Annotated in this window: 11 protein-coding genes; 10 read left to right on the top strand and 1 reads right to left on the bottom strand. The window is 54.8% G+C overall.

Annotated features, from left to right (window positions below; all coding sequences use genetic code 11):
• The first annotated feature begins 180 nt into the window (after nucleotides 1–180).
• From rho to QRN55_RS21455, 6 genes are all read left to right on the top strand, one after another.
• Nucleotides 181–1446, top strand: a complete 1266-nt coding sequence (gene rho / locus QRN55_RS21430) for a transcription termination factor Rho (protein ID WP_112501108.1) — start codon at nucleotides 181–183, stop codon at nucleotides 1444–1446.
• 100 nt (nucleotides 1447–1546) lie between these two features.
• Nucleotides 1547–2872: a tRNA uridine-5-carboxymethylaminomethyl(34) synthesis GTPase MnmE gene (mnmE, locus tag QRN55_RS21435; protein ID WP_284778236.1), complete on the top strand. Its 1326-nt coding sequence runs from the start codon at nucleotides 1547–1549 to the stop codon at nucleotides 2870–2872.
• A gap of 57 nt (nucleotides 2873–2929) precedes the next feature.
• On the top strand, nucleotides 2930–4807 hold the full coding sequence (gene mnmG / locus QRN55_RS21440; protein WP_284778237.1) for a tRNA uridine-5-carboxymethylaminomethyl(34) synthesis enzyme MnmG: 1878 nt from the start codon (nucleotides 2930–2932) through the stop codon (nucleotides 4805–4807).
• A 10-nt stretch (nucleotides 4808–4817) separates the two neighbouring features.
• Entirely contained in the window at nucleotides 4818–5438 is a 621-nt protein-coding gene (rsmG, locus tag QRN55_RS21445) for a 16S rRNA (guanine(527)-N(7))-methyltransferase RsmG (RefSeq protein WP_284778238.1), read from the top strand.
• A gap of 16 nt (nucleotides 5439–5454) precedes the next feature.
• Nucleotides 5455–6249 carry a ParA family protein gene (locus QRN55_RS21450; RefSeq protein WP_284778278.1) on the top strand — a complete coding sequence of 265 codons (795 nt, stop codon included), beginning with the start codon at nucleotides 5455–5457 and terminating at the stop codon, nucleotides 6247–6249.
• 72 nt (nucleotides 6250–6321) lie between these two features.
• Nucleotides 6322–7206, top strand: coding sequence for a ParB/RepB/Spo0J family partition protein (locus QRN55_RS21455; protein ID WP_112501103.1), 885 nt, complete (start codon nucleotides 6322–6324; stop codon nucleotides 7204–7206).
• Between the two features lie 47 nt (nucleotides 7207–7253).
• On the opposite strand, the gene QRN55_RS21460 is transcribed toward QRN55_RS21455, so the two are convergent.
• On the bottom strand, nucleotides 7254–7454 hold the full coding sequence (locus QRN55_RS21460; protein WP_112501102.1) for a DUF1674 domain-containing protein: 201 nt from the start codon (nucleotides 7452–7454) through the stop codon (nucleotides 7254–7256).
• Nucleotides 7455–7561: 107 nt separating this feature from the next.
• On the opposite strand from QRN55_RS21460, the gene htpX reads away from it, so the two are divergent.
• From htpX to purH, 4 genes are all read left to right on the top strand, one after another.
• Nucleotides 7562–8521, top strand: a complete 960-nt coding sequence (htpX, locus tag QRN55_RS21465; protein WP_284778239.1) for a zinc metalloprotease HtpX — start codon at nucleotides 7562–7564, stop codon at nucleotides 8519–8521.
• Nucleotides 8512–9900, top strand: coding sequence for an RsmB/NOP family class I SAM-dependent RNA methyltransferase (locus tag QRN55_RS21470; RefSeq protein WP_284778240.1), 1389 nt, complete (start codon nucleotides 8512–8514; stop codon nucleotides 9898–9900). Before htpX ends, QRN55_RS21470 begins: the two co-directional genes overlap by 10 nt.
• A gap of 335 nt (nucleotides 9901–10235) precedes the next feature.
• Entirely contained in the window at nucleotides 10236–11858 is a 1623-nt protein-coding gene (locus QRN55_RS21475; RefSeq protein WP_284778279.1) for a heparinase II/III family protein, read from the top strand.
• A gap of 149 nt (nucleotides 11859–12007) precedes the next feature.
• A complete protein-coding gene (gene purH / locus QRN55_RS21480; protein ID WP_233122218.1) occupies nucleotides 12008–13624 on the top strand; it encodes a bifunctional phosphoribosylaminoimidazolecarboxamide formyltransferase/IMP cyclohydrolase in 1617 nt (538 codons plus the stop codon).
• Nucleotides 13625–13694 lie beyond the last annotated feature (70 nt).

Here is a 13694-nt window from a genome sequence, read left to right on the forward strand (position 1 = left end):
TCACGATAATTTTCTCGGAATTGGTGCTTTCCTCTTGCAGCTTTCAGGTTGAACCGCTATTTTCCGGTAACTCATCTCAATGGCATGTGAATTATTCAGACGTCTGCGGGCCACCCACAGTACCTGATTCGCGAACAAGCCTTTCCCCACACACATATTTTAAAGACGGTCTTTCTCTTCATGGCTGAAATGAAGCTTCAGGAACTTAAGAGCAAATCCCCAACCGATTTGCTGACTTTTGCAGAATCCCTGGAAGTCGAAAATGCGAGCACGATGCGCAAGCAGGAGCTCATGTTTGCAATCCTCAAGGTATTGGCAAGTCAGGACATCGAGATTATCGGTGAAGGCGTTGTTGAAGTTCTTCAGGATGGCTTCGGCTTTCTGCGCTCTGCCAACGCAAACTACCTGCCCGGCCCGGATGATATCTACATCTCGCCTTCGCAAATCCGCCGCTTTTCGCTCAAGACCGGTGATACCGTCGAGGGCCCGATCCGTGGACCAAAGGAAGGCGAGCGCTACTTCGCGCTGCTGAAGGTCAACACAATCAACTTCGATGACCCTGAGAAGATTCGCCACAAGGTTCATTTCGACAATCTGACACCGCTCTATCCGAACGAGCGCTTCAAGCTTGAACTCGAAATACCGACATCCAAGGATTTGTCAGCGCGCGTGATGGACCTTGTCGCACCGCTGGGTAAGGGCCAGCGCGGGTTGATCGTTGCGCCGCCGCGTACGGGTAAAACCGTTTTGCTGCAGAACATTGCCCACTCCATCACGGCTAATCATCCTGAATGCTACCTGATCGTACTTCTCATCGACGAGCGTCCAGAAGAAGTGACGGACATGCAGCGTTCTGTAAAAGGTGAAGTCGTTTCATCTACATTCGATGAGCCTGCCGTGCGCCACGTTCAGGTCGCCGAGATGGTGATCGAAAAGGCGAAGCGTCTTGTCGAACACGGCCGTGACGTCGTTATTCTGCTTGATTCGATCACGCGTCTCGGACGCGCCTACAACACCGTTGTTCCTTCTTCTGGTAAGGTTCTAACCGGTGGTGTGGACGCCAATGCCTTGCAGCGCCCGAAGCGTTTCTTCGGTGCAGCCCGTAACATTGAGGAAGGTGGATCGCTGACGATCATCGCGACCGCCCTGATCGATACGGGAAGCCGCATGGACGAAGTCATCTTCGAAGAATTCAAGGGCACCGGTAACTCGGAAATCGTTCTGGATCGTAAGGTCGCCGATAAGCGTATCTTCCCCTCCATGGACATTCTCAAGTCCGGTACGCGTAAGGAAGACCTCCTCGTACCACGTCAGGATCTTCAGAAGATTTTCGTGTTGCGTCGTATCCTTGCGCCGATGGGCACGACCGATGCCATCGAGTTCCTGATCGACAAGTTGAAGCAGACCAAGACCAACGGGGATTTCTTCGATTCGATGAACACCTGATCGCTGGGTTTACAATCAGAGTTTGCCTGACCGCGCCTCACAAGGGCGCGGTTTGTCGTTGTATCGTTCAGGCGTGGCATACCCATTGGAGTTAAAGACCTTGGTTTCTTCTACGGACACAATCTACGCCCTTTCCAGCGGCACTCTGCCTGCGGGAGTCGCTGTGCTGAGATTGAGCGGAAGTCAGGCCATGGTCGCGATGTCTATGCTGACAGGGGGTCGTCTTCCAGCACCCCGCGTTGCCGCACTCCGAACGATTCGTAACCGAAACAAAGAAACAATCGATCAGGCTTTGGTGATTCAATTTCCAGCCCCTCATTCTTTCACGGGCGAGGACTGCGTCGAAATCCATCTGCACGGCAGCAAGGCCGTCGTTGACGCTGTTTTCACAGAACTGGATGCTATCGATCACATCCGGCCCGCGGAAGCCGGAGAGTTCTCCAAGCGCGCCTATGACAATGGCAAGATGGATTTGCTGGAAGTAGAGGGCTTGGCCGACCTTTTGAAAGCAGAAACGGAAATGCAGAGGCGCTTGGCCGTTGAGCAGACATCCGGCCAACTCTCTGTACTATACGATGACTGGGCGCACCAACTCACCCGTTGCCGCGCATTGATCGAAGCGGAGCTTGATTTCTCTGACGAGGAAGACGTTCCCGATTCGGTAGCAGCACAGGTCTGGGTTACCGTCTCCAGAATAAAAACGGAAATATCGGATCATCTGAATGCAGGCGGCTCCAGCGAAATCATTCGCAACGGCTTCAAGGTTGCACTTATCGGTTCGCCGAACGTTGGTAAATCAAGCCTACTGAACGCTATGAGCGGACGTGATATTGCTATCGTGACGGACATAGCGGGCACGACGCGCGACGTGATCAGCACCGACTTGGATATCGGCGGATACCTGGTGACGATCTATGATACCGCCGGATTGAGAGACACAGACGATGTGGTTGAGCGCGAAGGTGTAAGACGGGCCCGTGCGAGCGCAGCGGAAGCTGACCTTGTGCTATCGCTATCCGAGACCGATTCGGATGCGCAACAAATTGAGTTGGCATCTTACGTCTCGATAGTAAATGTCGCCACGAAATCCGATCTTCATCCAGAGCGTTGTACTGCTCCCTACGACTTGGTCATCTCGGCGAAGACCGGGAAAGGTTTGGTTGAACTCAAGTCCCTGATCAGATCGCATATCGAAACACGTGTTGGTGTGACGCACTCTTTGGCGCCTGTACGCGCTAGACATAAGAAACGACTTGAAGAGACGTTGAACTATGTTAGTGATGCGCTCAATTCTGAAGGCATGGACCTTGCGGTCCGATCAGAATATTTGCGACTGGCTGCGACGTCGTTGGGACGAATCACCGGTCGGGTTGATGTAGAAGAATTGCTCGGTGTGATATTCTCCGAATTCTGCATAGGAAAATGATTCACGTGAAACACTGAGCCAATAGGGCGCGGGCAGACCGAAAGGACGGGTCTCGTCATGAAGTACGATGTTGTTGTCATTGGTGGCGGTCATGCCGGTAGCGAAGCTGCTGCTGCTGCTGCGCGTCACGGCGCAAAAACCGCCCTGCTCACGCATAATAAAAATACCATTGGCGTCATGTCCTGCAATCCGGCGATTGGTGGACTGGGAAAAGGCCATCTCGTTAGGGAGATCGATGCCTTGGACGGATTGATGGGACGCGTTGCCGATGAGGGCGGAATCCAGTTCCGAATGCTCAACCGCAAGAAAGGTCCCGCAGTCAGAGGTCCACGCACGCAGGCGGATAGACGGCTATATAGAGAAGCGATGCAGGCGGAAATCTCCGCAATTTCGAATCTCACTGTCCTTGAAGGTGATGCGTACGACATTGAATTTGCAGACAACGTCATAACAGCTGTCATCCTAGCCGATGGCACTAAAATCGCTTGCCGATCGGTCGTTCTGACGAGTGGCACATTTTTACGCGGCCTCATTCATATCGGGTCCGAAAAGATTCCCGCGGGTCGCGTTGGTGAAAGGCCATCCGTTGGTCTCTCAGATACATTGGCTCGTGCTGGGCTTTCTATGGGCCGCCTGAAAACGGGAACACCAGCCAGACTGGATGGCAGGACCATTGATTGGGCGTCAGTCGAGCGTCAGGGCGCGGACGCGGACCCCGTTCCCTTCTCCTTCATGACGGACCACATTCGCAATCCCCAGATCGAATGTGGTGTCACGAGAACGACGCCTGCTGGCCACAAGATCATTCAGGATAATATCCATCTCTCTGCCATGTATTCGGGACAGATCGAAGGTGTGGGCCCGCGTTATTGTCCCTCTATCGAAGACAAGATAGTGCGATTTGGTGAACGCGATGGCCATCAGATATTTTTGGAACCCGAAGGGCTGGATGATGATACCATCTATCCAAACGGCATTTCGACATCCCTGCCCCTATCGGTCCAGGAACTCTTCATCCACACCATCCCTGGCCTTGAACAGGTAAAAATCCTGCAGGCGGGTTATGCCATTGAATACGACTATGTCGATCCAAGAGAGCTGCGGCCATCTCTCGAATGCAAGAAAATTCCGGGTTTGTTTTTGGCTGGTCAGATTAACGGAACGACTGGTTATGAAGAGGCGGCGGCACAGGGGCTTGTTGCAGGGCTCAATGCGTCAGTTTTTGCAAGTGGTGGCGCTCCAGTCCACTTCAGCCGGACAGAATCCTACATCGGTGTGATGATAGACGACTTGACGTCAAAGGGTGTCACCGAGCCCTACAGAATGTTTACGTCGCGAGCAGAATACCGCCTGTCCCTACGTGTTGATAATGCCGATCTCCGGCTCACGCCATTTGGAGAGACTGCGGGAATTGTCAGGTCTGAGCGGTCGAAGCGTTTTGCCGACTTTGTCGGTACATTGGATGGAGCTCGGGCGAAACTGAAAGAGCTGACAATTAGTCCATTTGAGGCAGCTAAACAGGGTCTGAAATTAAATCAGGACGGCCAAAGGCGATCTGCCTATGAGTTGCTTTCCTATCCAGATATCACGTTCGCGACAATCACAGACCATTGGCCTGAGCTATCAGCACTGGCGCCAAAGGTCGCTGAAGTCCTTGAAATCGAAGCAGGCTACGCCGTTTATTTGCAGCGACAAAACGCGGATATCATCGATATAAAGCGCGATGAAGACAGGTCCATTCCTGACGATTTCGATTTTTCTACGCTTTCCGGCCTTTCCAACGAGTTGAAGCAAAAGCTTCAAAAGGCGCGCCCGGCGAACATTGCTCAGGCTTCTCGGGTCGATGGCATGACGCCTGCCGCCATTTCGCTTATTCTTGCTCTGCTCAAGAAAGGCGCTTATACGCGAAGTCAAACGTTGCGTGCACAGCTATAACGAGTCTCTTATGAACATAAACGGCCAAAGTGTTTCACGTGAAACACAGGAAAAACTCGAGCATTTCGTCGAACTTTTCAAAAAGTGGAACGCGACAACAAATCTTGTAGCGCCTTCGACGCTTACGGACCTTTGGTCCCGCCACGTTGCCGATAGTGCTCAGATATTCCAGCTTGCGCCAAAACCCCAACACTGGATCGATTTGGGAAGTGGCGGTGGCTTTCCTGGAATCATTACCGCTATATTTCTCACAGAAATCGGCGACGGCTGGGTAGACCTCGTTGAAAGTAATAACAAAAAAGCTGGTTTTCTACGTGTCGCACTGACGGAGACAGGGGCTCGCGGTTCTGTCCATCCAGTTCGGATTGAGAAGGCCCCAAGTTTGGTCCAACAATGCGACGCAATATCCGCTCGCGCACTTGCTGACCTCGATACACTGTTCGGTTATATCGAACCATGGGCGCGTAAAAACGATAGTCTCACTTCTTATCTCAACAAAGGTCGGGATTATGAAGTCGAAGTGCATAAAGCGCGTGGTAGATGGGATTTCGATCTGGTAAGACATCAAAGCAGTGTAGAAGCGAGCTCCGTTGTGCTCGAAATCAGTCACCTACGTCGGAAAGCTGATTGACCAGGTCAGGTGCGGCATCATGTTTGAGAAAAATCGAATTATAACGATCGCAAACCAAAAGGGTGGCGTCGGTAAAACGACGACTGCTATCAACCTCGCCACGGCTCTCGCCGCAATCGGCGAGCGTGTGTTGGTTGTGGACCTCGACCCGCAGGGCAATGCGAGCACCGGGCTGGGTATCGACCGCCGTGAGCGTAAGCTATCATCCTATGATCTCTTGATCGGTGCCAATTCGGTTGCCGAGGTTGCCGTTCCCACAGCCGTGCCGAACCTCGATATCGTCCCGTCGACCATGGATCTCCTGGGATTTGAAATGGAGGTGGCCAATGCTTCCAATCGCGTATTTTTGCTGAGAAATGCCCTACAGGCTGCTGATGCGCGAGCTTACTCTTATATTCTTGTCGATTGCCCCCCATCCTTCAACCTGCTGACGATGAATGCAATGGCGGCAGCGCATTCGGTTTTGGTCCCTCTCCAATGCGAGTTTTTTGCGTTGGAAGGCCTCAGCCAATTGCTTGATACGGTGAATCAAATTCGTGGAACGGTAAACCCTGCTCTCGATATCCAGGGCATCGTGCTCACCATGTTCGACTCGCGGAACAATCTTGCGCAGCAGGTTGTCAATGACGTCAGAACGCATCTCGGTGAGAAGGTCTATCACACGTTGATACCGAGAAACGTTCGCGTTTCCGAGGCGCCTTCCTATGGTAAACCCGCTATTCTTTACGATTTGAAATGCGCCGGAAGCCAGGCATATTTGCAGTTGGCGTCCGAGGTCATACAGCGCGAACGGCTGCGAAAGGCCGCTTAGGCCGTGACTGCGTAAACTGAGGGGATGACGAGCGAGGACTCGCGACCTATTCGGATTTTTGGAGTTTGATTTATGAGCGATGATTTATCAAAGCGCCGTCTCGGTCGCGGACTTGCAGCCTTGATTGGCGAGATGGACCAGCCTCTCCCTGTTGGCGAGCCACAACGCGCGGTCAGCCCTGACCGTACGATCCCGATCGAGTTCATCGCCCGCAGCCCGCGCAATCCACGTCGCCATTTTGATGAAAATGAATTGCAGGATCTCGCATCCTCCATTCGCCAGCATGGTATCGTTCAACCTGTCGTCGTCCGAACGGTCGAGCAGAACCGCTATGAAATCATCGCCGGTGAACGTCGTTGGCGTGCGGCACAACTCGCTGGCTTCACAGAAATTCCCGTCATCGTTCGTGATGTCGATGACCGCACCGCTCTCGAGTTGGCGATCGTCGAGAACGTCCAACGCTCCGATCTCAATCCGCTGGAAGAGGCGCTGGGTTACGATCAGTTGATTGCCGAACATGGTTATACCCAAAATGATCTCGGTGAGATTATCGGCAAAAGTCGTAGTCACGTCGCCAACAGTCTGCGACTTCTAAAGCTGCCCGATCCGGTGCGTGATATGCTGGCCGAGGGTACCCTGTCGGCTGGCCACGCGCGCGCGCTCGTGACGACATCGGATCCACTTCATTTCGCCCGCGCCATCGTGTCTCGTGGACTGTCTGTCCGTGATGCCGAGCGTATGGCTCAGGCTGATATCAAGGCCCAGCTTGATCCTGGTCATTCCCGCAAGCCGGAAAATGAAAAAGATTCCGACACTATCGCTTTGGAGCGGACATTGACCGATGCACTCGGGCTTGATGTCAAAATCGCCCATAAGGGCAATGGCGGTCATATTCGCATCAACTACCGCTCGCTGGAACAGTTGGAAGCCGTGTGCCGTCTGCTAGAGCAGAAGTAATTTAAGGTATTGTTTTTAAATAAGAAATTTTTAAGGACTGGCGTCGATCAAAAATCGATGGCTCGGCCTTTGATTTCGTAATCGCCGAATCGGACGGGTTCGACCCCTCCCCGGCCGCCCGTTTCCGGTGGCAGCTCCAGTGCTTCCGCATGCTTGCGGCGTTCTTCGGCTTCCTTCAGCGCGCGTGCTGCGGCTGGCGAAATCGGCTTGCGGTTTTCACCGCTGTTGTCGTTGTCTGCATCTTCCATTGTTCCAAGGCCTTATGACAGGATATTGAAATGCGTTTCTTCGTAACCAGATTATAGAAGTCGAGATGGCTTGGTAAGTCATTCCACTCAATTACGGAGATTATCGGATGAACATGATGCGTACGGCCATGTTGTTGGCGTTCATGACCGCCTTGTTCATGGGCATCGGTTTTATGCTCGGCGGTCGCGGCGGCATGATGATCGCGCTCGTTGTTGCCGCAGGAATGAACCTGTTTTCCTACTGGAATTCCGACAAGATGGTCTTGAAGGCCTATCACGCACAGGAGGTCGATGAGCGCAATGCGCCGGAGTTCTTTGCGATGATTCGCGACCTGGCTCACAATGCCAGTTTGCCAATGCCAAAAGTCTATGTCTACGATAGTCCGCAGCCAAACGCCTTTGCCACTGGTCGCAATCCACAGAATGCCGCAGTGGCCGCCTCAACCGGATTGATGGAGCAGTTGACGCCCGAGGAAGTCGCTGGCGTCATGGCGCATGAGCTCGCCCATATTCAAAACCGTGACACGTTGACGATGACCATCACGGCGACCTTGGCAGGTGCCATCTCTATGCTCGGCAACTTCGCGCTGTTCATGGGAGGAAACCGCGAAAACAACAATCCCTTGGGCTTCATCGGAATTCTGTTCGCCATGATTGTCGCGCCATTCGCCGCCATGCTGGTGCAGATGGCGATCAGCCGAACACGTGAATATTCTGCCGACAGGCGTGGTGCGGAAATCTGTGGCAACCCGATCTGGCTGGCATCTGCGCTGCAGAAGATTTCCGGTGCTGCCCGCCAGATTCATAATGATGACGCGGAGCGCAACCCGGCGACGGCACATATGTTCATCATCAACCCGCTCTCTGGCGAACGGATGGACAATCTATTTTCCACGCACCCCAACACGGATAATCGCATCGCGGCCCTGCATGCCATGTCCGGTGAGTTTGCACAGCCATCGACCTACCAGTCCACAAGTGCTAAGCCGGTCCGCAAATCACGGTCCGTTCCTAACACCGGTTCGGGTCGAAGCGATAATAATGAGCGCAAAGGGCCTTGGTCTTGACATCGAATTCTTCCGCCAAACCGGCAAAACATTTCAAACGTAAGCCGTCTGGTGGAAACGATGAAGCATCCACGTCGGGTGACGCCTGGAAGCCCGGGCTCGGCTCGCGGATGGCGGCGGTCAAGATTTTGTCCGCTGTTCTCGAAAAGAAGACATCCCTCGATGGCATGATGGACGCCGAAAACGGCAACCCTACCTACCGGGCTCTCAATGTTGCAGACCGAGCCTTGGTGCGTGCCATCGTCAATACAGCGCTACGCCACTTGCCGCGTATCGATGCAGCGCTTGGCATGTTGCTGGATGGACCGCTTCCGCAAGGCGCCCGCTCGCTCCATCATGTTCTGGTCGTGGGTGCGACGCAGATGTTGTATCTGGATGTGCCAGATCACTCGGCTGTCGATCTTGCTGTCGAGCAAGCGCATCGCGATCCACGCAACAGACGTTTCGTGAAGCTGGTCAATGCAGTCCTGCGGCGGTTGGGGCGCGAAAAAGACGATGTTTTGCAAGCTGTTAGCGCGATACCCGTCTTGCCCGAATGGTTTTATAAACGGCTGTCGAAAGTCTATGGCGCAGATGCTGCCGAACGTATGGCTCAAGCGCAGCTTATTCCGTCCGTCATCGATATCACTGTGAAGTCAAATCCGGAGCAATGGGCCTCGAAGCTCGGTGGCACGGTCATGCCCAATGGCAGTGTCCGGCTTGGCTCATTCGAAGGCTCGGTTTCGGGACTGGAGGGTTTTGACGACGGCGAGTGGTGGGTCCAGGACTTCTCCGCCAGCATACCTGTCCGCCTCATGGGTGATTTGACGGGAAAACGTGTGGTGGATGCCTGTGCGGCTCCCGGCGGCAAGACGGCACAGCTGATTTTGAGCGGCGCGAAGGTCACGGCGCTCGATCAGTCTGGTAATCGCCTGAAACGGCTTCGCGAAAATCTCAGGCGTCTGAAGCTGGAGGCCGAGACGATCGAGAGCAACATGCTGAAGTTTCAGCCGGAGGAGCTGTTCGACGCGGTGCTTCTGGACGCACCATGCTCATCCACCGGCACATTGCGCAAGCATCCCGACGTTTGCTGGACCAAGGACGAGCGCGATATCGCCAAGCTTGCCGGTCTTCAGGAGCAGATGCTGCGTCATGCCTCCACATTCGTGAAGTCCGGCGGGCTCGTCGTGTTCTCCAATTGCTCGCTCGACCCCTCCGAGGGTGAAGAGATGGTGGCGAAGGTACTGGCCAGTTCGCCCGATCTGGAACGCATACCCGTATCTGCACAGGACTTTCCCGGCATGGAGCATGCTGTCAATGCGGATGGTGACCTGCGCACCACGCCGGATATGTTCGGCGGAGTCGATGGTTTTTACGCAGCGGTGTTGCGTAAACGATAGTCCATTGCTTGTCCTTTTCTGGATGTCGCTGTGATGAACGACTGGTCGCAGCGGCATCATTCCATGTGTTCATCTCTTTTCGCACAACCCGGTTTCTGTAGCGCGCTCGTGACAGGGAGCCGTTCACGCTGCTTCCTCTGCCGCATGGTGGATCGTTTACAGAATATGAAGTTTTTCGTGAAACATTGAGTGACTTGTCCATTGCTAGCCAGCATCCATCATTCTGCGGTCCATCCATCATCGTTGCGCAGGCGGGAAAGACACGTTTGGTAAGATCCCTGAACAGCAGCTTCAGCGCGGCGGGGCTATTTCTACGCACGCTTCGAAACCATCTGATGATAGGCATTGCGCCTCTGCGTCTGAAATTATCCAAGCTGGCAAAACGCGCTCCCAGCGGGCTAGTGGCAGCGCCAACGGATTTGCGCGCGGTCGATCCCTATGTGGCTCAGGAACTCATTTATGGCCGCATAGCGCTTGCCGGGCGCATTCTGGAAACCGGTGGCGTGTCGCCTTTCTCGCTTGAAATGCCCTCCGTGGCTTTCGAAGAAAGGCTGCATGCGTTCAGCTGGCTGCGCCATGTCCGTGCCAGCAAGTCGGACGAGGCCTGTCACCGGTCGCGCGTTCTCGTGTCTGACTGGATCGCGCTGCATGGCCGCACTTTCGTCGGGGTCGCCTGGGCTCCTGATACAGCGGCGCAACGGTTGATCGCTTGGCTGTCCCATTCCCCTGTTGTGTTGCACAATGCGGATGCGGGCTTCTATCGGCGTTTTCTCAAAAGCCTGGGCTTTCACGTCGCCTATCTCAGCCTTATCGACAGATATGCGCCTGATGGAGAGACCCGTCTTAAGATTCGCATTGCGCTGGCGGTGGCGTCCATTTCACTTCCCAACCGGGCTTCGAAAATTGCGCGCTTCGGTATGAAGCTTGATCGGGAGCTGGAGCGGCAGGTTCTGCCCGATGGCGGCCACGTGTCGCGCAATCCACGCGTTATGCTGGAACTGCTGCTGGATCTGCTGCCGTTGCGCCAAAGTTACATCAATCTCGGTCACGACGTGCCGCCCGGTCTCGTTCCAGCAATCGACCGCATGTTTCCCGCCATTCGCTTTTTCCGCCATCAGGATGGTGACCTTGCGCTTTTCAATGGCTCGACGGCAACGCTGGCGAATGAACTGGCATCGGTGCTGCGCTATGACGAAACATCCGGGCGTCCATCCCGGGCCCTGCCTGATGTGGCCTATCAGCGGCTGTCAGCGGATGATACGGTTATTATCGTCGACACCGGCATCCCCCAGTCCATGGAACTCTCCAGAGGTGCGCATTGCGGCTGTCTGTCATTCGAGCTTTCTTCCGTTCGCAACCGTTTCATCGTTAATTCCGGCTTTCCCTCCTACGCCGCACCGGATTTCAAACGCGCGAGCCGTTCAACTGCTGCCCATTCGACGGTGACGATCAATGATACTTCGTCTTGCCGGCTGTCACGGTCGCGCCTGCTGGGGCCTATCATGGTTGCCGGTATCAGCGAGGTTAGCGTTCAGCGAGAGACCGATCAAAAGGGTGCCGACGTGTTGATCGCCTCCCATGATGGCTATGTCAGAGACTACGGTTACATCCATCAACGCGAGCTGGAACTGAGTGCAGCAGGAAGCAAGATCAAAGGTCGTGATCTTATCTATCTTGCTCAGCAGGATAAAAAACAACCGGATGCGATGATCGATGCCGTCTCCCGCTTCCACATTCACCCCTCTATCGAACTGGTGAGGCAGGACGAAGAGTCGGTGATGATGCGGGCCAGCGATGGCACAAGCTGGGTATTTTCGGCACCGGGGCAGATGGTCTCCATTGCAGAGGATGTTTTCATGGCGGATGCCTCCGGCATCCGTCCTTCACAGCAGTTGGAAATCCATTTTCAGGTATTAGAAACCAGTGAAGTGCGCTGGCTGATCGAAAGAAAGCTTTAGGCAGGGCTTCCCTAAAGGAAAAACCCCTGCCGAATCGCAAGCTGGACGGCGTGGCTGTGTTTATTAATGCGCAAAGCTGTGCTAACGCGGCGGCAACCGCCGGAACGATTGATCTCCGGCCCTTCCTCCACGTTCCACGGAGTAGTCCCATGGCTGTCGTTTCCAAAAAAATCCCCGCGCCTGACAAGGTCAAAATCCGTACCGCGCTGCTATCGGTTTCCGACAAGACCGATATTATCGAACTCGCCGGTACGCTGGTCAAACTCGGCGTCAAGCTTCTGTCAACGGGCGGAACGTCCAAGGCGATCGCGGATGCCGGACTGCCGGTGACGGATGTGTCCGATGTGACCAAGTTTCCAGAGATCATGGATGGCCGCGTCAAGACGCTGCACCCCAACGTCCATGGTGGGTTGCTGGCCATCCGCGACGATGAAGAGCATGTCGAGGCCATGCGTGCACATGGCATCGAAGCCATCGATCTGGCCATCATCAATCTCTACCCGTTCGAAGAGGTCAGGGCTAAGGGTGGCGATTATCCGACGACGGTGGAAAACATCGACATCGGCGGACCCGCCATGATCCGCGCTTCGGCCAAGAACCACGCTTATGTCACCGTCATCACCGATCCCAGCGATTACCCGGAACTGCTGGAAGCTTTGCAGGCGAATGATGGCGAGACGAGCTACGCGCTCCGCCAGAAATTTGCAGCAAAGGCCTACGCACGTACTGCTGCCTATGACGCTGTCATTTCCAACTGGTTTGCCGAAGCGCTGTCCATCGAAACACCGCATTACCGCGCTGTCGGCGGCGTGCTGAAGGAAAAGATGCGTTACGGTGAAAACCCACATCAGAGCGCCGGTTTCTATCTGACAGGCGACAAACGTCCGGGTGTTGCGACCGCGACCCTTTTGCAGGGCAAGCAGCTTTCCTACAACAACATCAACGACACGGATGCCGCTTACGAACTGGTTGCCGAGTTTTTGCCAGAGAAAGCGCCTGCGGTTGCCATCATCAAGCATGCAAATCCTTGCGGCGTGGCGACAGGTGAGACGCTGCTGGATGCCTACAAGCGGGCGCTGGCATGCGATCCGGTCTCTGCCTTCGGCGGCGTTATCGCGCTCAACCGGACACTGGATGCAGAAACGGCTGAAGAGATCATCCAGCTCTTCACCGAGGTCATCATCGCACCTGATGTGACCGAAGAAGCAAGACTGATCGTTGCCCGCAAGCCAAACCTGCGTCTGCTGTCAGCAGGTGGCCTGCCGGATGCGCGTGCGCCCGGTATCACTGCAAAGACAGTCTCTGGTGGCCTACTCGTGCAAAGCCGCGATAACGGCATGGTGGAAGACCTTGATCTCAAGGTCGTCACCAACCGCGCGCCGACCCCGCAGGAACTCGAAGACATGAAATTTGCCTTCAAGATTGCCAAGCATGTCAAATCCAATGCTGTGATTTACGCCAAGGATGGCCAGACTGCTGGTATCGGTGCTGGCCAGATGAGCCGCATTGATTCTGCACGCATTGCAGCACAGAAGGCAGAAGATGCCGCCAAAGCCATGGGCCTTGCAGAACCCCTGACAAAGGGCTCAGCGGTTGCTTCGGAAGCATTCTATCCGTTTGCAGACGGCCTTCTGGCCGCCATCGCCGCCGGCGCCACGGCGGTTATTCAGCCGGGTGGCTCCATGCGGGATCAGGACGTCATCGACGCGGCCAACGCCCATAACGTTGCCATGGTCTTCACGGGCATGCGTCACTTCAAGCATTGATGAAATAAGGGTGGCGAAGCCGGAAACCGGCACGCCACCCTACCCCTTTTTGATCACCCGGCGCGTGCCC

This window comes from Agrobacterium sp. lyk4-40-TYG-31, from assembly GCF_030209855.1.
GTDB lineage: Bacteria > Pseudomonadota > Alphaproteobacteria > Rhizobiales > Rhizobiaceae > Agrobacterium > Agrobacterium vaccinii.